This window comes from Roseibium sp., from assembly GCF_965216085.1.
Taxonomy (GTDB): Bacteria; Pseudomonadota; Alphaproteobacteria; order Rhizobiales; family Stappiaceae; genus Roseibium.
The window spans coordinates 1,628,915-1,649,125 of the sequence record NZ_OZ244138.1 but is presented as its reverse complement, the minus strand read 5'-3'; the positions used below and the strand labels follow the sequence as shown (position 1 = coordinate 1,649,125).

At 52.7% G+C, this 20,211-nt stretch carries 14 protein-coding genes, 1 tRNA gene and 1 riboswitch; of the genes, 11 read left to right on the top strand and 4 right to left on the bottom strand.

What is annotated here, in order from left to right:
• Positions 1 to 449 precede the first annotated feature (449 nt).
• The 4 genes from ACOOFE_RS07515 (at position 450) to ACOOFE_RS07500 (ending at position 4,212) form a co-directional block, all read left to right on the top strand.
• Positions 450 to 950, top strand: coding sequence for a hypothetical protein (locus ACOOFE_RS07515; protein ID WP_420414383.1), 501 nt, complete (start codon positions 450 to 452; stop codon positions 948 to 950).
• A 62-nt stretch (positions 951 to 1,012) separates the two neighbouring features.
• A complete protein-coding gene (locus tag ACOOFE_RS07510; RefSeq protein ID WP_420414382.1) occupies positions 1,013 to 1,510 on the top strand; it encodes a hypothetical protein in 498 nt (165 codons plus the stop codon).
• A gap of 693 nt (positions 1,511 to 2,203) precedes the next feature.
• Entirely contained in the window at positions 2,204 to 2,422 is a 219-nt protein-coding gene (locus ACOOFE_RS07505; RefSeq protein ID WP_420414381.1) for a hypothetical protein, read from the top strand.
• Complete coding sequence (locus ACOOFE_RS07500) at positions 2,422 to 4,212, top strand: prohead protease/major capsid protein fusion protein (RefSeq protein WP_420414380.1); 1,791 nt, start codon at positions 2,422 to 2,424, stop codon at positions 4,210 to 4,212. Before ACOOFE_RS07505 ends, ACOOFE_RS07500 begins: the two co-directional genes overlap by 1 nt.
• Before the next feature lie 120 nt (positions 4,213 to 4,332).
• Here the strand turns inward: ACOOFE_RS07500 and ACOOFE_RS07495 are convergent, their stop codons facing one another.
• Together ACOOFE_RS07495 and ACOOFE_RS07490 are read right to left on the bottom strand one after the other, a co-directional pair.
• Positions 4,333 to 5,352 (bottom strand): O-methyltransferase, encoded by a 1,020-nt coding sequence (locus tag ACOOFE_RS07495; protein WP_420414379.1) that lies wholly within the window; start codon positions 5,350 to 5,352, stop codon positions 4,333 to 4,335.
• Entirely contained in the window at positions 5,349 to 6,797 is a 1,449-nt protein-coding gene (locus ACOOFE_RS07490; protein WP_420414378.1) for an ATP-binding protein, read from the bottom strand. Before ACOOFE_RS07490 ends, ACOOFE_RS07495 begins: the two co-directional genes overlap by 4 nt.
• Positions 6,798 to 6,938: 141 nt before the next feature.
• On the opposite strand from ACOOFE_RS07490, the gene ACOOFE_RS07485 reads away from it, so the two are divergent.
• A complete protein-coding gene (locus ACOOFE_RS07485; RefSeq protein WP_420414377.1) occupies positions 6,939 to 8,021 on the top strand; it encodes a DNA cytosine methyltransferase in 1,083 nt (360 codons plus the stop codon).
• A 110-nt stretch (positions 8,022 to 8,131) separates the two neighbouring features.
• On the opposite strand, the gene ACOOFE_RS07480 is transcribed toward ACOOFE_RS07485, so the two are convergent.
• A tRNA-Lys gene (locus ACOOFE_RS07480) sits at positions 8,132 to 8,207 on the bottom strand.
• Between the two features lie 244 nt (positions 8,208 to 8,451).
• On the opposite strand from ACOOFE_RS07480, the gene ACOOFE_RS07475 reads away from it, so the two are divergent.
• The 4 genes from ACOOFE_RS07475 to ilvN all read left to right on the top strand — a co-directional run bounded on the left by ACOOFE_RS07475 (position 8,452) and on the right by ilvN (position 12,918).
• Positions 8,452 to 8,868: a hypothetical protein gene (locus ACOOFE_RS07475; RefSeq protein WP_420414376.1), complete on the top strand. Its 417-nt coding sequence runs from the start codon at positions 8,452 to 8,454 to the stop codon at positions 8,866 to 8,868.
• Between the two features lie 115 nt (positions 8,869 to 8,983).
• On the top strand, positions 8,984 to 9,949 hold the full coding sequence (locus ACOOFE_RS07470; protein ID WP_420414375.1) for a copper uptake system-associated protein: 966 nt from the start codon (positions 8,984 to 8,986) through the stop codon (positions 9,947 to 9,949).
• A gap of 596 nt (positions 9,950 to 10,545) precedes the next feature.
• Complete coding sequence (locus tag ACOOFE_RS07465) at positions 10,546 to 12,321, top strand: acetolactate synthase 3 large subunit (protein ID WP_420414374.1); 1,776 nt, start codon at positions 10,546 to 10,548, stop codon at positions 12,319 to 12,321.
• A gap of 24 nt (positions 12,322 to 12,345) precedes the next feature.
• Positions 12,346 to 12,918: an acetolactate synthase small subunit gene (ilvN, locus tag ACOOFE_RS07460; RefSeq protein WP_141185829.1), complete on the top strand. Its 573-nt coding sequence runs from the start codon at positions 12,346 to 12,348 to the stop codon at positions 12,916 to 12,918.
• Positions 12,919 to 13,033: 115 nt separating this feature from the next.
• Here ilvN and ACOOFE_RS07455 read toward each other — a convergent pair whose 3' ends face one another.
• On the bottom strand, positions 13,034 to 15,544 hold the full coding sequence (locus tag ACOOFE_RS07455) for an EAL domain-containing protein (RefSeq protein WP_420414373.1): 2,511 nt from the start codon (positions 15,542 to 15,544) through the stop codon (positions 13,034 to 13,036).
• 403 nt (positions 15,545 to 15,947) lie between these two features.
• On the opposite strand from ACOOFE_RS07455, the gene ACOOFE_RS07450 reads away from it, so the two are divergent.
• Both ACOOFE_RS07450 and ACOOFE_RS07445 read left to right on the top strand, forming a co-directional pair.
• Positions 15,948 to 19,346 (top strand): hypothetical protein, encoded by a 3,399-nt coding sequence (locus ACOOFE_RS07450; RefSeq protein WP_420414372.1) that lies wholly within the window; start codon positions 15,948 to 15,950, stop codon positions 19,344 to 19,346.
• Positions 19,347 to 19,397: 51 nt separating this feature from the next.
• Positions 19,398 to 19,883 (top strand): plastocyanin/azurin family copper-binding protein, encoded by a 486-nt coding sequence (locus ACOOFE_RS07445; protein WP_420414371.1) that lies wholly within the window; start codon positions 19,398 to 19,400, stop codon positions 19,881 to 19,883.
• Positions 19,884 to 19,971: 88 nt separating this feature from the next.
• Positions 19,972 to 20,190: riboswitch (cobalamin riboswitch) on the top strand.
• Positions 20,191 to 20,211 lie beyond the last annotated feature (21 nt).

Sequence of the window (20,211 nt, the reverse complement as noted above, 5' to 3'; positions counted from 1 at the left end):
CACGCTAAGTCACCTTCTAACAAAGGAGACTCTCATGAACGCAATGAGCGAGTTACCGGCACATGAGCTATTCAATCACCGGCTGAAATATTGGATATCTGAAGGCAAACGCGGGCGAGCACTATACGAGAGCGTTTCGACTGACCCTCATCTTCCGCATCTGCTGAACGAATCCCAAGCCAGTCGGATACTAGGCCTTTCCGAACGTGCGCTTCGAATGAGGCGGTTTCGCAAGCAACCTCCGCAGTACCAAAAAATTGGCAAGGCTGTGCGCTACTCCACGGAAGATGTTTGCCGGTTTCTGGCCGATGGGCTCATGGAAGAATGATTTCCGGCGCCAATTGCCGAATTGACTGAAGCCAACCTTACCTAACCAAAAACCATGACAGCAAACCTCTCGGACCGATCGGCCCGGGACAGAGCACGTTTGTCTTTTTTAGGAGAAAACAATGGTCGAACTCGCATTTGAAGATCCACATGACAAAAATCTCCCGAGGTTTTGGAGAAGCCCATATCTCGATCACGCTCCGCTTTGGGTCGATCTAAACGAACTTGCTCGCTCACTCATACGAGCAGAGGAAACCATCAGCGCTGTTGCTGCTCATGCAGCTTCGCCAGTCGTCCAGTTTGGAAATGCCTTTATCCGCGGCGCTGATGAGCTCTATCTGATCAGCCAAGCCGAGTGTTTCGCCTTTGCTGTTCGTGCTTCAGGCTACGCGAAAGACGAAAATCCAATGGTATCAACTTGGTTTTCGATCAGTCTTCAGGCGCATCTGGATTATATGCGTTCATTCGAAGTTGCATCCAGCGTAATGCAAGAAAACTGGGAGGATGAACTCGCTGAGAACTGGGTAAAAGCTCGTCTTGGCGAGGATCTCAACGTTCAAAAACTTGCCAAAAGACAGGTCAGGAACTTGCTTTCCGCCGCATCAGAAGAATTGAGTTTTTGACCCGACTCTGAAAGCGGTTTCGATTCACGAAACCGCTGCATATCCATGGACGGCAAGTTGAGATGTCAATTTCCCACAAGCTGCGGAAGACACTTCCCAATGGTCGTAACTCTAGCGGCTTCAAAAAGCAGAAGATTGACGGTCCATTTGTGGCGATTACGCTGGAGATGCTGGCATCTCCAGCCTGGCAAGCGCTTGGAATAACTGAAAGGCGAGTGCTCGATCGGATCGAACTTGAACATCTCAGTCATGGCGGAACTCAAAATGGCAACTTGATTGTTACCTATGACGATTTTGTCCAATACGGCGTTAGTCGAAAAGGGATTTCAAAAGCGCTCCACGTGCTCGAAGAGCTCGGCTTTCTTGAAGTGAAAGTTAGGGGTCGCGGAGCAAATGGCGAAGCCCGAATTGCTTCACGGTACCGTCTCACCGCAGTTACGGGAAACCTCGAACCAACAAATGAATGGCGTCAAATCAAGACGAAGGAAGAGGCCAAAAACAGCATCAGGCTAGCCGTGCAAAGGTCGGAAGCCACCGGGTCTCGTTATCGCAGAAAATAGAATTGCCAGTCCCCAATCGGGTACCCACCCCAGTTCCCGATCGGGAACCCATTCCAGCGGGGGAACAGTGAAACTTGGGTCACCGAAACGCTCCAGCCCAGTACCCATTCGGGTACCACATTATATATTCTGGTATGGGGCCGGATCACAGCTTACAGGCATAGGCTCTCAAGATTCCACCTGAGGATCGGAGCCAGCACCCCTACCCCCCCTATAGGTTCTTTTCCGACCCCATCCCACCGCGGGGCGTCGGCAGCGCACTATTTGAGTGCGTTTTGACTAAAAAAAACGTCATTTCCGATTCCGATTTTTTGCAAAAACATACAAACAAACCAAATGAATTAGCTGCATCTTTTCAATAACTTAACCAACTTTCTTAAGTTCATTTAAAATCAAAAAATAGGAAACGAAGTTATTCAGAGCCCCTGATTCGAGATAGGAAACACATATCCACAATCTCAAAAGAAAAATAAAACAAAGCGCGTGTATCGTTGTAGTAATACGTACTTTTTATTTAGCAATTTATCAATTTTTTTCTTGATACCTGCAAGAGCATCAACAATTCTCAATTTCATCAACGAAGCCGGGATGAGAAGAACAGTATTCGTTCCGCGAGTTTATTCAGAACGACAGCCTGAATTTCGTTGAACGGCATTCAATCGCCGCGCCCTGATAACAGGAGAGCCATCGATCATGTCCGATGCCACCGGCCTCAGATTGCATTCAGACGGAACAATCTCGGTTTCAACCTTCCACGAGAACGAAGTGGTGATCGTCGAAATCGCGCTCTTGCCAACCGAAATGAAAGACTTTGCAGCTCAGCTTCAAAAGCTTGCCAGCGATATCGAAAACAACCCGGCTAGTCTCGCGAAGCTGAGAGTTCTGCGAAGCGATACTTTGGGGACAGCCTGATGACCAAAATGTTGTCTCGCTCCGGCCAACCTGCGAACGTCCAAACCTTCAACGAGGACGCAGGCACTATAGAGGTTCTTTGGGTCTCCAAAACACGCGTCCAACGGCGAAACCTGGAGGGACCATATTTGGAGGAACTCTCCGTTACCCCGAACGCCGTAAGAACCGCCCGGTTTGAAAACGGCTCTATGTCACTTCTCGACAGCCATTCGAACACATCAATGAGCGATCGCCTCGGCACTGTCGTGCCCGGAAGCCTACGATTTGAAACGGATGCGGCGTACGCCACGGTTAAGCTTTCAAAGAACGGTCGGGGCGCTGAAATACTTGCCGACCTTGCAGACGGCCACCCCTTCGCCGTTAGCGTCGGATACCGAATTCACAAGACAAAAGAAATCGAATCCGAAGACGGCATGCCTGTAAAGCTTGGAATTGATTGGGAACCACTCGAGCTGTCCGTTGTTCCAATTCCTGCAGATCCCAACGCTCGCACGAGGAGCCTTCCTATGTCGCCTCCCAAAACACAGCACAACACAAGAGCCGAGCGCAGGACACAGATTGAAGCGATTGCTTCACGTCACAATTTACCGGAAGACATGGCACTTCGAGCGATCGACGAAGGCACCAGCATTGATGCCTTTCGCACTGCCGTACTCGACTACTTGGCAGGCGAAGAAGAAAAGACTCCAACATTTGGTATCGGCCAAATGAGCACCAGTCTCGATGATGGCCGCCAAGCGGTTGAAGATGCCATCTACGCAAGAATGTCCGGAAAAGCGCCGCCTGAAAGCGTTCGCCATCTGATGGACCAAAGCCTTGCAGACCTTGCTCGGGTCCGCCTGGAGGCAATGAATGTCAGTACCCGGCAAATGACGCGCACAGAAGTGCTGACCAGAAGTTTCGCCGCCCACACGACCAGTGATTTCCCGTTGCTGCTGCAGTCTGCCGGCAATCGCATCTTGCACGAAAGCTTCGAGCTTGCTCAAAGCCCAGTCCGCCGGCTTCTCACTCGCTCCACGCTCCTCTCCGACTTCCGCTCCAAACAGGGCATTCGGTTGTCGGACATGGGACTTCTTGAGAAGGTCAACGAAGCCGGTGAAGTCTCGCACACCACGCGCGCTGAAGTGGGCGCTGAGAGCTACCGGCTAGATACGTTTGCGCGCATCTTCTCAATGTCGCGCCAGGCCCTCATCAACGATGATCTCGATGCATTTACGGACTTCTCGAGAACCGCGGGCCGAATGGCTGCAGAGACGGAAAATCGGCTCGTCTACAATCTCCTGAAATCCAATCCGGTCATGGAAGAAACCGGAAAGACCTTGTTTCATACCGATCATAACAACCTGGCGGCTTCTCCCGCGCCCCTATCGGAAACCGCTCTATCGGAAGCCCGGCTAGCGATGCGGACACAACGGGCCTTGGATAATGGTGAGAAGGACCGGCCATTTCTCAATGTGCAGCCAAGATACCTTGTCGTTGGTCCGGCGCTGGAAACAGCCGCTGAAAAGCAACTGGCAGCCATCTACGCCGCGACAACAGATGATGTGAACCCTTTTACAAGCAGGCTAGAGCTGCTGGTCGAACCGCGCATTGAAGACGAAAGCTGGTATGTCTTCGCAGACCCAGCATTGTTCCCCGTTCTTGAACACGCCTATCTGTCAGGCGCACCAGGCCCGCAAATGGCCAGCGAAAACGGGTTCGAGGTCATGGGTATCCGGTTTCGCGTAAGCTTGGATTTTGGGGCAGGTGTTATTGATTTTCGCGGTGGATATGCAGCTGTGAACCAGTAACCTCTCTTCACTTTACATTCGAGTTTCGCCCCTAGAATTCGCACTCAATTCAGTTAACAAATTCAGATACAAAAGATATTTTTTTCAAAATTGGACAATAAAGATAATAACAGTATAAAATTACACTTCGGCGGTAAGCAATGATGGATAGAAGCGATAGAAATCCTTGTAGTTATCTAAGAACGAATTCAAATCAACATCTTGATCGAAGCTAAATCCAAGCTCCTCGGCTACCCCTGCATAACTTCCCGTTGCCACCGACCGATCAAGCACCATGCGCTCTCGTAAAGTCAAATCGGGCACGAATAGGCGATGTATTTCGTTCCAGGCTTTTGATGCAAATGGCCACGCTGACATTTCCAAGGCATTCCAAACAGCTTCCTTTTCTGTTCGTTTTGAGATCATTCCGGTTATCGATAGCATTTGGTGTCCATCAGCATATCTTACGATCGATAACGGCATGAACGACCTACCACTAGTAGGAGGAAGCGCTTTCGACGCGGCTTTCCCAAATGCACCAGATAGCGCCAAGGGCAAATAATCATCCGTCATGTGGTCGGAAGTGATTTCGGTTTGCAAGTAATCGCCAATCCTACTCTTTAATCGTTCGAAACGTTTTTTTCGGGTTGCCAGTTTGTCCAACCTCTTACCGTTTTCATCCTTGAACTCGCCGAGTGCAGGGGGATGTGCATTTACTGTAATCCGAACCAAATCGTTCTCTGAAAGGCGGTCAATCAGCGTTTGGAATTCTCGTATCTGTTCACCAATCTGCGAAGGCGCCGTATAGTCAAGCCAAACGATTATTCCGGAACAATCAGCGGCATTTGCGTCAGATAATACATCATCGATATTATCGATCAGCTCGCCTGATTTCATGCAAAAACAATGACACGAGTTGATTGGTCTGTTGAATTTTTGCCGATTAACTATGTCTTGGCTGAAATCAAAGGCAATTAAACGCGTAACTCCTAGAAGCCGATGAACGAGCTTGTGATCCTCGAGTGGATATGCCCCCATCGAAATGTAAGCATAATTCTTTAGCGACCTATGACGTTCAAATCGGTTCAGCAAATCTAGAAAGAGGCGCCTATCGACTGATTTTTGAGGCCTAAGGTGATAGGGTAACGTAGACGCACTCATGCATCGCCATCCTTGGCTGACGCAATAGCCTCATCGAATGCTCTCTTTCCAACTTCTGCAGCTGTAGCAGAGTCAGTGTCGAAAAAGTGCTTCGAAACCAGTTTCACATCGTTTTTGTCCGCAACAAAACTGACCCGCGTACTTGTATTCTCTTGCCGGGGAGAAGGAAGAGTGGGAGCGTAAAATGAAATGCTTGGATCTTTACGAGTTGGTTTCGAAGCTAGATCTATCGCACTTCTCCGAAGTTCAGGTAAAGACAAGTGTTGCGCTGACCGGTAAAGCTTCTCGCGATCTTCCGGGAACTTCTTCCATTTGTTTGTAAAGGTGGTCATCGCCTTTGTAGCTGTCCGCATGTGGTCTTTCGCAGACAAAAATACGTTGGACGCAGCGTCGATCCCACGTTTTGTTGTTGTTAGAGGTAGCTTGCGAGTATCATTTGCCGAAAATAGAACAATACCGGTTATCGGAATAAATTGACCATGATAATTCGGAACACTCGCTTCACCCCAACCGGTCAGCTTTGTTTTGTCCTTCCAAATCACTACACGGTCATTACAAGCTACCGTCCAACCAGCAGAATCTGTACTTCCTCTGGTTTCCTCTTCAGTATCTAGTTCGGATTGCGATAGCAATTCACGATATAAACCAGCAAATATTTCGATTTTAACACCGTCTATTTCTCCAGTGTAATAATGTGGAGAAATTTTGCTAGACTCATCATCTCCGTTATTTGAAGATAGTAGGGAAAAGCTTTCTGCCTCTATCGGCTTCACATCTTCCTTAAACTCCTCAGGTGTTCCGATACGGACACTAAATCCTTTGGCTATTATCAAGGCATAGTGTTGTGCAACTTTACGCTTAAAATCATCTACCCAATTTGCATCGCCGAAGCGTGATTTTACTTCCTCAGCGAGTTCTAAAACCGATATTTTTGTATGTCCCTGAGCCAATTGCTCGGAGGGCAATTCATACATCGGGAGATCGTCCCAATCTTCAGATGCCATCCATTTGGAACTGAACTCCACCCAGAAGCTTTCATCATTGAAAGATTCTACAAACCCATCGGTTCCGAGTTTGAAAATCGCTCGTTTCATACCAATTCCGTACATCCCGATAGTGCCAGGAATAGTATTTCCAGCATTAGGAGGACGGCCCATTGTGAACGCATATTTTTTTGCGATATCAATTGGAATACCGCCACAATTATCTTCGATGGAAAAATGCTCTGGCGAAATGGTCAATTTGGCTTCGAAACCGCTGTAAGGAAGATCGGTAATTGTAGCGCTAGAAATACTACGGACAACTCCATCTAAACAATTGTCCAACAGATCAAGTATCGCGTCTTCTAGTTCGATATCTCGGGTTAGCATTTTCACGAAGAATTCCTTCGTCGGCGATGCTTTTGCGTCGCCTATTTTGGTTCGTGTCTGGCTGTCGGTGATCATTGCTTCTGCTGGCTTCGTAGCGATGGTTCTAGGTAAATTGAATCTCGTGTATAGGTTGAAAGGTATGCATGAATCCGAACGATCGACAACGGCTAATTTGTGTGTTACCAAAACCTGTCGAGAGAAAGGTGTTGGGGTAGCGTGCTGAAGTTAGTGGATTTTTTCTCCGGGTGCGGCGGCTTTTCCCGGGGAGCGTTGAATGCCGGTTTTGAGGTGAGTGTTGCCTATGACAACGATCCCATTTTGTGTTCCTCGTATGCTCGGAATTTTCCGAACTCTAAGCACGTACTAGCCGATGTGGCGAAACTAACAGCGAACGATGTTTTGCGTGATGCAAATGGTCCAATAGACGGGGTATTTGGCGGGCCACCTTGTCAAGGTTTCAGTTCGATCGGAAAGAGGTCACCGCATGACCCTCGCCGACAGTTATTGGGCCATTTTTTCAGACTAGTTCGGGAGTTGCGGCCGAAATTTTTTATCATGGAGAACGTTGTAGGGCTTTCGCAAGGAGCAGCAGCGGAAGTCCTCGAACGAGCCATGCAGATGGTCAGCGCTGACTACGACATTTCGGGCCCTTGGATTCTTGATGCAGCTGATTACGGCGCAGCTACTAGACGCCCCCGACTTTTCGTATTGGGCTTTCTATCAGAATTGAACGTAGGCTTCGAAAGTGGCGACTTGGACTTTTATCTGTCTGAGGCTGCGACCGTTAGAGATGCCATAAACGACCTTGTTGAATTATCGATGATCGGAACAGATCTCGCGGAAGACACATGGCGGATAAGCCCGGCGGTTGAGCCGTCTAACTACGCGGAACAATTGAGATCGCCAGATTTGGTCTGTACTGGCAACCTACGTACCAAGCACAGTGAACGTGTCATCGAACGCTTTCGCGGGGTATCTCCTGGAAAAATGGACAAAGTCGGTCGACATCATAGGCTCTCTTGGTCCGGACAATGCCCAACGTTGCGAGCGGGCACAGGATCAGACAAAGGTTCATTCCAATCTGTACGGCCTCTTCACCCAAATGAGCCTCGCGTTATCACTGTTAGAGAAGCTGCCCGACTACAAGGGTTTCCTGACTCTCACTATTTCCATCCTACTATTTGGCACTCTTTCAGAATGATCGGAAACAGCGTTTCACCGATAATGGCCGAGGCTCTGTTTGAAGCTGTCCGAAAAAAAATGGAGAAGAATGTAAATCTAAGTGAACACGCAGCGTAATTGGCTGCCACTCAATAAACCTGCATACCCTATAGCACACCCTACTAGCTCCAGTATAAACACACCACTAGGAAAACTAAGAATAACTTACTGAAATAATAAGATAAAATTGGTGGGTGAGTGGGGGCTCGAACCCCAGACCCGCTGATTAAGAGTCAGCTGCTCTACCAACTGAGCTACACACCCACGTCGGCTCTGCGCGAAACGCGCCGCCTGATTGCGGTGATATATAACTGCACCTTAGCCAGCGCAATGTTTTTGTGACTGTTTTTACGTCGGTCCACCCGATGGACTACAAACCCTCTGAGCCCCGCTCGTTTGACCTTTATCAATCCAAAGCCGTTGAGAGTTATTTAGTGTAGCTCGTATCGAAACCTGTGGCCTGTCCGTGCTGCGGGTGAATATATGGAGCCCTTCACCGGAACCTGGAATGACGCTTATCCCCTCTTCAGGCAAACATCTGAAATATAGGGAATTCATAAGCTGGACCGCTACGGTTCTGGCCTTGATCGGGCTTGCGGTATTAACTGTATTTCCCGTCCTTACGGCCCCGCGCGTTGTTGCCGCTGCGCAATCCAATTTTGAATTGGCGCAATACCGTCTGCCGGACGGCTCTCTGCCATATATTTGTGTCATTGGCGCAGGCGAGTCTTCCCAGGAAGACGGCTCTTCACGCCACTGCCCACTTTGCACATTGTGCGAAGCCTCCATCCTTCCCTTCGAAAAAATCCAGCCGGCGTATTTTCTCCTTGAACGCCGTGGATTGCCGTTATCCCCGGCCCGGATCGCAGTTGTTAGTCACGCTTCTGGTGGTCTCGGCCCGCGCGCACCTCCAGCCGCCGCTTGATCTCTTTTGAGACGCCCGCCCCTTGTCTGGCAGGCTCCTAATCATTCCCAACATGTGATCACGGATCAATCGAGATGCCGCGTGTGTGTACGCGAGCGTCTTCTGGAGTTTTTAGATGAACATCACCACCGCTCAGGCCGCTTTTGCGGCCATTTTGTTTTCCACCTCGATGGCTCAGGCGCATGCAACCCTTGAGGTGAAAGAAGCAACGATCAACAGCTACTACAAGGCGGTTATGCGCATTCCGCACGGCTGCGATGGTCAAGCCACACTCAAGGTCAAAATCTCGGTGCCGGAGGGCATGATTTCGGTCAAACCAATGCCCAAAGCTGGCTGGATGCTGGAGACCGTCAGCGGCGACTATGCCCATGAGTACGAATTGCACGGCCGCAAGATCACGTCCGGCGTCCAGGAAATTGTCTGGTCCGGATCCCTGGAAGATAGCCATTTCGATGAGTTTGTCTTCCGCGGCCGTCTGACAGACAAACTCCCGGTCGGCCAGAAGGTCTTTTTCCAAACGGTCCAAGACTGCACCGATGGCACTGTTGCCTGGGAAGAAATCCCAGCGCCGGGTCAAGACCCGCATGACCTCAAACGCCCCGCCCCTGGCTTGATGATCAAAGCTGTGGCCCATGACCATTCCCATGCAATGCCAGCCGCCGGCAAAAAGGCGGCGCACAATAATCATGGAGATGCACACGAGATTACCCATGTTCTCAAAGCAGAGTTCGATACGCCCGAAACGCCTCTGACAGTTGAACCTGTTGTGATTTCCGGCGCGTGGGCGATCGCGGGCTGGTCACAGGATGGCCGCGGCGGACGAGCTCTCATGAAAAAGGACAAGGACGGCTGGTACGTGCACATGTGTGGCGGCGAGCCGTTCAAACACGCCAAGACGTTGAGCCAAATCGGTTTGTCTCCTGATGCGGCCATGTCCCTGGCCTCCGATCTTGCAGATGCCGAACACAAGCTCGCGCCGGCAGTTGTTGCCCTGTTCGACGGATTCGGCGAGGCCATTGAAATTGGGCGGACCGGTCACGGCGGTCACGGTGACCATGGCGCTCACACGCAGTCGAACTAGTCGGTTCCCCCGGGCACCAACTGGAATTTCGGGGCAGTCAATACTGCCCCGTTTTATCTAAGCCACAGATTTCCTTAGCAGAGTTTTTGCAGTGCAATTGGGGTGTTTGGCAGGAAAACACCCCGATCTTCATGCGTTCAATGAACTGAAATTTTCAAAAACATTGGGCCACTTTGACGCAACAAATGTATTTTTTTGGCTTGACCACAGAAACCGCTCTCACTAGGGTGCGGCGCATCAAAGCCGGTGGGAAAAGACGGGTTTGATATCCAACTCCGTTTGCGTCAAAAAGCTGCGGGTGGATCTGGCATCAACCGCCAGGCTTGCTTTTTCGGATCGGGTCAACGACCTGCAACTTCAAGGAACCGGGACGACATGATGATGTCTCTCATTCTAGTAGTGGTGGAAATGCGCGCCCCGGCGGGATAATCCCGACGGACAGGATGGCGCGCGACCAAGGCTCCCCCAGGGGCCTTTTTTTGTATCCGCCGCCTGACGCCGCTTCCCCAGTTCCATGTAAGTGCAGCCAGCTGCCCGGCATCAAGACCTATAGAGCCAGGCCCAAAGACGGGCATAAATGTAAGGACGTTAAGAGAATGACACGGGAAATGACCGGCGCCGAAATGGTCATCCAGGCGCTGAAAGACCAGGGAGTTGACACAATCTTCGGCTACCCGGGTGGTGCTGTGCTTCCCATTTATGACGAGATCATTCAGCAGGACGGCCTTGAGCACATTCTGGTGCGCCACGAACAGGGCGCCGGCCACGCGGCGGAAGGGTATGCCCGCTCCACCGGCAAACCCGGCGTTGCCCTGGTCACTTCCGGTCCGGGTGCAACCAACATGGTCACAGCCCTGACCGACGCCATGCTGGACAGCATTCCGCTGGTTTGCATCTCGGGCCAGGTTCCGACTCATTTGATCGGCAACGACGCCTTCCAGGAATGCGACACCGTCGGTATCACGCGGCCCTGTACGAAGCACAACTGGCTGGTTCGAAACGTCGATGATCTGCCGCGTATCTTGCATGAGGCCTTCTATGTCGCGACCTCTGGCCGTCCGGGCCCGGTTGTTGTCGACATCCCGAAGGACGTCCAGTTCGCCACCGGCACCTACCAGGGCCCGACACCGAACCCGGCGGCGGCCCACAAAAGCTACCGCCCGCAGGTGAAGGGCGATGCCCAGTCGATCCGCATGGCTGCCGAAATGATGGCCGCGGCCAAAAAGCCGGTTCTTTACACCGGCGGCGGCGTCATCAACTCAGGCCCGCAGGCGACCCAATTGCTGCGCGAATTGGTCTCCCTGACCGGATTCCCGATCACCTCCACCTTGATGGGTCTCGGCGCCTATCCGGCCTCCGGCGACAACTGGCTCGGCATGCTGGGCATGCACGGCACCTATGAAGCCAACATGACCATGCACGACTGCGATCTGATGGTCTGCATCGGCGCCCGCTTCGACGACCGGATCACCGGGCGCACGGACGCCTTCTCGCCGGGGTCCCGCAAGATCCACATCGACATCGATCCGTCGTCCATCAACAAGACGATCAATATCGATCTGCCGATCATCGGTGATGTTGGCCATGTTCTGGAAGATCTGGTCCGGATCTGGCGCACCTCGTCCATGAAAGCTGATGCCGGCGCGATGAAAGGCTGGTGGAGCCAGATCGATGCCTGGCGGGCGCGCAATTCCTTGGCCTATAAGCCGAACAACGACGTCATCATGCCGCAATATGCGATCCAGCGGCTATATGAGTTGACCAAGGACCGGAAAACCTTTGTTTCCACCGAAGTCGGTCAGCACCAGATGTGGGCTGCGCAATTCTATGGCTTTGAAGAGCCGAACCGCTGGCTGACGTCCGGCGGTCTCGGCACCATGGGCTACGGCTTGCCGGCTGCTATCGGCGCGCAGGCAGCGCACCGCGATGCTCTATGCATCGATATTGCCGGGGATGCCTCGATCCTGATGAACATTCAGGAGATGTCGACCGCCGTTCAATTCGGCCTGCCGGTCAAGGTGTTCATCTTGAACAACCAGTACATGGGCATGGTCCGTCAGTGGCAGCAGCTGCTGCACGGCAACCGCCTGTCCCACTCCTACACCGAAAGCCTGCCGGACTTCGTCAAGCTGGCCGATGCTTATGGCGGTGTTGGCTTCCGTGTTGACAAGCCAGGTGATCTGGATGGGGCGATCGAAGAGATGATTGCTGTCGACAAACCGGTGCTGTTCGACTGCCGTGTTGCCAATCTCACCAACTGTTTCCCGATGATCCCGTCGGGCAAGGCTCACAACGAAATGCTTCTGCCAGATGAAGCCAATGACGAAGCGGTTGCCAACGCGATTTCCGCTGAAGGCAAGTCCCTCGTTTAAGGCTCAAGGCAAAGGATTAAAGACATGAACGCACAAAACGTTGACGCTCTCTCTGCCTATTTCCTGGCCGAAGTGAGCAATGAAATCGAAACCCACACCCTATCGCTGATCGTCGACAACGAACCGGGTGTTCTTGCCCGGGTGATCGGCCTGTTTTCCGGCCGCGGCTACAACATCGACAGCCTGACCGTGTCGGAAACCGAGCACGAAAAACATCTGTCGCGGATCACCATCGTGACCACCGGTACGCCGATGATCATTGAGCAGATCCGCCACCAGCTTGACCGGTTGGTTCCCGTGCACCGGGTGACCGATCTGACCGTTCGCGCTCGCCGCGCCAATCAGGACAAACCGCTGGAGCGGGAACTGGCCCTAGTGAAAGTTCTTGGCGACGGCGACAAGCGCCTAGAAGCTCTGCGTCTCGGCGATGCATTTAAGGCAACCGTCATCGATGCCACCACCGAGCACTTTGTATTCGAAATCACTGGCCGCACGTCAAAGATCGAGCAGTTCATCTCGATCATGAAACCGCTCGGCCTGGTCGAAGTTTCCCGCACCGGCGTCGCCGCCGTTCAGCGCGGACCGGAAGGGCTCTAAGGAAAATACTCTCTCTATCGGTAGTGGCCCCGGTATTCGCCGGGGCCAATTGTTTTTTGGCAGGACATTCCGAGCCGATCTGTCGGCGGCCGGACAGTGACCTTTCAAATAGACGTTATCCGGCCCCTGGTTCAAACGCTGTCAATTCCGATATGACGGGCTGTGAAGCCAAGAACGTGGTCAGTTCAGAAAAGGGCATCGGTTCCGCGAAATAATACCCTTGCAGCCTGTCACAACCGAGTTTCGCGAGGATTTCGGCCTGTTCCTTTGTCTCAATGCCCTCCGCAGTCACCCCAAGTTCAAGCGCCTGCGCGATCTCGATAATTGACCTTAAGAGGCGCAACCCACCGCTGCCGGCCGTTACAAGACCGGCCAGCCGCCGGTCAATTTTCAGACGGTCCGGGTTGATCCTCTGCAGGGCAACAACCGACGCATGACCACTGCCAAAATCATCAACCTCAATCGATATGCCCAGATCCCGGAGCTGATCCAGCCGCCGCAAGAACGTGTCATCCTGCTCTTCCAGAAATATTGTCTCAAGAAGTTCAAAACTCACCTGGCCTGGATAGGCTTGGACCATGTGTCCAAGTTCATCTATGTCGGCCAGGTTGACCCTGTCCTCGCTGACATTGAATGACAGCGTGATAATGTCTGAAGCTGCCGCTGGTAGGCGCCGCGCTTCGTAAAGCGCACGCTCGAAGACTTGCCGATCAATATCACCGGCAACACTCAGATCCGCGGCAAAGGTCAGGAATTCACTTGGCGCAACGATACCTTTTTCAGGGTGGAGCCACCGTGTGAGAACCTCAACACCAACAATCTGGCCAGTCTTCGAATCCACCTGCGGCTGATAGTAAGGCACGAACTCGCCCTGCTCCACAGCGCGCAGGATATCATCGGCGAGCGTTTTTGCGTTGCGGACGTCCTCCAGATCGGAATGGTCAAACATCTCCGCGCGTCCGCGACCACGGTGCTTGGCCTTGTAAAGCGCCACATCCGAGTTTGTTAGAAGGTTTTCGACCTCAGAAAGCGGTGTCTGCGCAATCCCGATGGATGCCCCAAAACGGCATTCCTTTCCGTGGGTATGCATCGGCCGCGCCAAGTCTTTCAACAGAACCTCGGCCAGATCCGCAGCCCGTTTCGGATCATTTGCCAAAGGCACCAGAACAACGAATTCGTCGCCGCCAATGCGGGCAACCTCCTCCGATCCGCCCAGGACCAGCCGGATCCGCTTGGCCACTTCCACCAGCACATCGTCTCCAGCCCGGTGCCCCATCGTGTCGTTGATCTGCTTAAACCGGTCCAAATCAATGTGCAGCGCTCCGATTTCTCCCCCAGTCTGACTGCGCCTTATGGTGAACTCTTCCAGTTGTTTTGCCAGATACCTTCGGTTGCCAAGTCCTGTCAGATCATCATGGAGCGCCATATGGGTGATTTCAGCATTCGCTTTCTTCAGCTCTTCTGAGTTCTGCTCCAGCGCCCGGCTCTGGCGCACGAGTTCGGTCGTGTCGATCCGCAGAATGACAAGGTCGCCATTCTCGACCCGGGACCGCAACAACCGGTGATGAATATCACCGGGTAATTCCAAGTCCTGCACCGGTTTACTCACGTCCATGCTTTGATGCGCGTCGGACATCCACTCTTCTTCTCGTCCGACCGCATTGGCGATCTTTCCGGCGCGGACGGCGATGCGAGCGACTTCCGTCCGGTGCATTCCGACTTTCAGGTCATCCGGTTTGTTGGACATGGAGTCGCGGTAGGCGTCATTGCACACCACAAGGCAGTCATCGGAATCATAAATAACAAAGGGAGCAGGATAGGCATTGAGCGCTGCGATCAGCCTTCCCTGCACGGCTTCAGCAGCCCGTTTTTCGCGGACAAGTTCTGTTGAATTCAGCCGGATCACGACGTAATCACCGTTTGCGGCGCGCGAACGAATGAGCTTGTGGTGCACATCACCAGCCAGTTCAACATTCTCCGCCTCTTGGCTCAATGAGTTCGGCGACAGGATTTCTTCTATCCAGGCCTCTTCCCGCCCAACAGCCGCCGGATATCTGCCGTGCTCGATTGCCAGCAGAAGCACGTCCCTCAGGCGCATTCCCTCGACCAGCTCGCTCGGATTATCGGTGACCGAGGCAGCATACCCATCGTTGCGGTAGACAAGCCGCAAGTCGGCATCATAAATGACGATCGGATCAGGGTGAGCATTTAACGCCCCAAGGATACGCTCATACGCCGCCTTGAGCGCTACCGTGTCTTCCTGAAAGCCTGTTTTGTCCGGGCCCGACAGATGCTTGGGATCCCGCTTTTCTGTCAAAAGTGAAGAGACATCCCGATACGTCACACAACTACGGGGCTCTCCGGTCTCTTCATCCTTAAAGCCAAAACCAGTCGCACTTGCGAGGAACATGGAGCCATCCGCTCGTCGCAACTCGGCTGCGTCCTGAGGTTTTCCGGATGAATCATCGAGAAGGTCTCTGTGCATGGAGGTCATGGGAAAGTGCTGCTCTGCAGACACCATATCCATGGGTCCGAACAAAGCGATGAAAGCGTCATTGACATAGACCGGACACACGTCTGCAGCTCCGTTCTGCGCCCGGCAGACCGCGACGGCATCGCTGGTCATCTCAAAAAACGTTTTTATGAGGCTTCCAATCCCAAACTCAGCTTCGAATACTGACATCTTGTTTTATTAAACACGTATTAGACAAGGGTGAAGTGAGACGAACAAAAAACTCTGTTTAAGAATTAAGCAAATCAACAAATACTGTCAGTTTTTACAATTTTCTCTAGCGTTATTCGACCAACCGGAGAAACATCCAAACCTTAGATTGTTAAACAATTTAGAACTGCAGTTCGCCACCACTCTCCCTCGTGATGTGCTGCCGGAGAGGCTATTCGTAGTTTGGTTGATAAATGTCAATTTTAACTTGAGTGAAATATTCAATTATAAGCGCAGCCTTGGTGCGATCCAGCAGCGGGCATTTCCACTTGAAAAGAAGCGTGCTTCATCCGCGTGCGAATCTGAAATGGCGCTCGAAATTCTCAACTCCCCAGCTGTTGTAAATAAAGCTTATGTGTCAGCATTTTGGCAACGTGAAGCCTATCGCTCAAAGCCGGCAGAACTGGTTCTCTATTTTCTGGCGATCAGCGGTCTAATGCTGTGGGATGGCTTTGGTCTGCCGTGGCAAATGCAACGCAGCACGCTAACGCTGCACCTCTTGATATCGCTGTTCCTGTTCCCTGTCTTTGTGGTGCCATTCTGGTTGGCCCACAGAGAAATCCTGAACCGCTCGACGAAACCGTTTCTGAGGCACACTGGTCATCTCATCGAGTACAGCCTGATCCTTTTGACAATCAGCGGGCTTTATCTGGCCTTCTTTGGAAATCGCGGTGGGTCCTACGGCGAAGTCGCCTACTGGACACATTTGCTGCCGTCTTTGCCCATTTTGTTGGTCGTCGCGCGTCATGCCTTCCGTTGGTCCATGCTCAAGAGCTTGAAATGGATGCTGGCGCTGGCCCTTTCTCTTCTTGTCCTTGCCGGCAGCGCCTTCGCGGCGACGGAGAGCGGATCGTTGATCTCCGGAGATGGCGACACAAAACTTTTCGGCGCAAACTTTGATGCCGGAACTGTTTCCTGGGTCGACAAGACCCGTGGCACCCGCTTGGGGGAACTCACAATCGGCGGTGACCTTCGCCGCCTTGCTCTGGCCAAGGACGGCTTGCTGGCAGTGACCGACACTTCCGGCGGGCGCATCGTTTTTGCTGATTGGAAAAAAGAGAAAATACTTGAAAGTATTCCGGTTGGGTCCCGGCCATTTGGCATTCTCTACGATCCAGCGAATGATCTTTTTTGGGCAACGCTCTTTGAAGACCACGAACTGATTGCGGTCTCGCCGGACAAAGGCGTCGTTCACCGGACCAAAACGGAAGAAACCCCGCGCGGCCTTGCGCTCTTGTCTGACGGGCGGCTGCTCGTCACGCATGCGATGGTCGGCAAGGTTTCAATCTTCGACACAAGCACACTGCCCGCAAAACTTCTTAAAACCATCGCCTTGGAGGAAACCCAGGACCCGGATGAATTTGTCTCTCAAGGTCGCGCCCGCATCCTCGACGATATAGCCGTCAGCCCGGATGAGCGGGAGGCCTGGCTGCCACATGTTTTGTGGAACTTCGACCATCTCTTCCAGTTCCAGTCCACCATCTTTCCGGCCGTTTCCCTGTTGGATCTGCGTCCCGGCCAGGAACGTGAGCTGTCGGACAGACGAAAACACTTGTTCAAGCAGATCAACCTGAAGGATCCCGTTCAAAAACGCTTTGACGGCTCCCCGAAGACGATCATTGTCTCCAATCCTCATGACGCTGCCTTTTCGGAAGACGGCTCGAAAGTTTTTGTCACACTGGCCGGCAGTGAAGACCTGTTGGTTTTCGATCTTGAAAACCGAGATCCTGCCGATGCAAAGCCGGTTTATGGAGCAGAAGCCAAAGATGCCAAGGCAACGCAGATCTTGCGGCATCTTCCAGGCAAGAACCCACGAGGACTGGTTGTCAGCGGCCAGGATCTCTTTATCCAAAATGCCATGTCACTGGACGTTACTCAGCTGCAGGCGAATCCGGATGACCAACAAGTAACTGTTACAAATGACGTCTTTGCCAAACTGGTTGAAACGGATCCATTGGATGCGGACTTGCGGGAAGGTCTGACACTGTTCCACACCGGCAACACCGACCGGTATGCAGACTATCCTATGACTGGTGACTATTGGATGAGCTGCCAATCCTGCCATGTCGACGGGTTCAATTTCACCAACGGCTACTTTTTTGAAGACACTGAACTCGACAAGTACCGCTACGCCCGCGTCGGTCACGGCAACCTGTCATCGATGATCGCTGGCGATTTCCTTGGCGACTACATCAACATCATTCAAGGCACCCAAGGCGGAATGGGCCATGACGGTGAAGGAACCGCTGAATACATCGACCCTGAAGATCCACCGGCAGAAGCGGCTCAGATGATGGCCAATCTGCATGAGTTCGTGACCCGGAAAGGCAACCTGCCGCTGGTTTCCAGCTGGCTCCGTCTCGATGATGAACGCGGGACCGTGCACGAAAGCGAGTGGGTCAACTCAGCAGCCTGTGCCGAGTGCCACTCAGACATGTTCGATCAATGGGCGGACTCGCTGCACCGGCTGATGGGCGATTCAAACCCCTACTACAAGGTCGTCGAGGATGTGGCCGCCGAGACCGAAGGCGAACAGTTTCGGCAATGGTGCATGGGCTGTCATCATCCCCAAGGTCTCCTCTCCGGTCTGACTGCCACATCCAACGCCGGGCACATGTTTGAACAAGGCGGCACTTCGCTGTTTGAGGCACAATCTCGCGGCAAGCCAGATCTTGATGAGGGAACAGGCTGCTTGTTCTGTCACCGCATCACCAAACTCGAATCCGCGGCTGGAACCAAGGCGGGCGCGAATGCCAGCTTTACGGTGAACCTCAAAGACCGAGACACTTATGTCTTCGAAAACAACAAGAACCCTGCTCTAAACTGGCTTGGAAACCACGCGATCAACGCAAAACCTGAAGTGCATGCGAAGTCCTATAGTCAGGATTTTTACAAGGAGTCCGAACTTTGCAGTTCCTGCCACAATGAATTCGCCCCCGGCAGCGGCTCTGTCATTGTCGACACCTATGGCGAATGGGAACGATCACCTTACAACACGCCCGACAATCCCACGCAGCACAGAACCTGCATCGACTGCCACATGCATGCCGATATCAAGCGGATCGGCGAAGACATTCCCGGCATTTCAACCGATGGCGGACGGATAAAAGAGAACGTCGTGACCCACCAGTTTACCGGTGCCAACTATCACCTGGTTGGGCTGCGCAATGCTGAACTCAAACGCATGAGCATCGAGCTGTTGCAATCCTCAGCAGAACTCGAAACCAGCCTGACATCGGACGGCAAACTGAATGTCCGCGTGTCCAATACGGGCGCTGGCCATGCCCTCCCGACCGGCGTCGCGGATTTTCGGCAGGTCTGGCTCGATATCACAGTGCGCGATGCATCGGGCAAGGTCATTATGGAAACTGGCAAGATCGGCTATGACGGCGTCGTTGACCCGAAATCCCGTTTCTTCCGCAAGGTCTTTGGCGACAAGTACGGCGAGCCGGTCGGCTTTGCTTTTTGGCGGTACGAAAAAATGCTGGAAGACACCAAGATCCCAGCGGGCGGATACCGCGACGAGGTCTATGACCTGCCACAAGAGACGGTATTCCCGGTCACAGCCGACGTGAAGCTGATGTTCCGGACCTATCCCCAATTCGTAACCAATATCGTGCGCGAGAAATACCCGGACCTGACGAACCCGGAAGCTGTTCTCATGACGGAGCAGCAGACGATCCTTAAACGTGCCACGAGCCATTAGGCCACTTGCACGCCACCTCATCAAACAACCGGCCCTTATTCGGAGTTGAGAATGTCATTTATGAAAACAGTCGCCGGACTGGCGCTAAGTTTTTCAGTATTGTTGGCTGCCGACAGTTCCCCTTACGCCGAATCTTTCGAAGTTGATCAGGTCATCGATCTTTCCGCCATGACACCGGAAGACGTCTACCGGTTTGATCCTGACTATCTCTGGATTGAACCAGGTGACAGTATCCGCTTCCTGAATTCCACTGGGAACCATACTGTCACATCGATTGAGGGCATCTGGCCTGAGGGTGCTGAGCATGTGAACATTGAGCACAAAGCAAAAGCGGACGTGGTGTTTGAAAAACCCGGTCTATATGGCTTCCGCTGCAAGGTTCACGGTCGGCACGGCATGTATGCACTGGTCGTCGTTGGTTCGCCAGAACCCAACATCAACTCAATCGAATACACAAAAGTCAGCAAGCTGGGCCGACGCATTTTCAAAAAACTTTTTGAAAAGATGGAGAAGGATATGGCCGCTCGCTCAAACTGAGAAGCCTATCTAGAACCACCTGACCGTCGCTTCCCCTGTGCAAAATCTACGATATTGGAAGGACCATCTTGCCTTTCGAGCTGCGGACGTGATTATTTCCCCCTGTGGTTCCGCCGGACAGCAATGAAAGGCGGATTAAAAGGGAATACGATGCGGTGTAGCCAACAGGCGCCAAATCCGTAACTGCCCCCGCAACTGTGAGCGGCGAGCGACCTTGAGTTTACCACTGGAGCCTTTGGCTCTGGGAAGGTTCAAGGAATGCTGTGACCCGCAAGTCAGGAGACCTGCCGCGTATCTTCAACTCAACCCGGGCGGGGTGCCTCGGAAG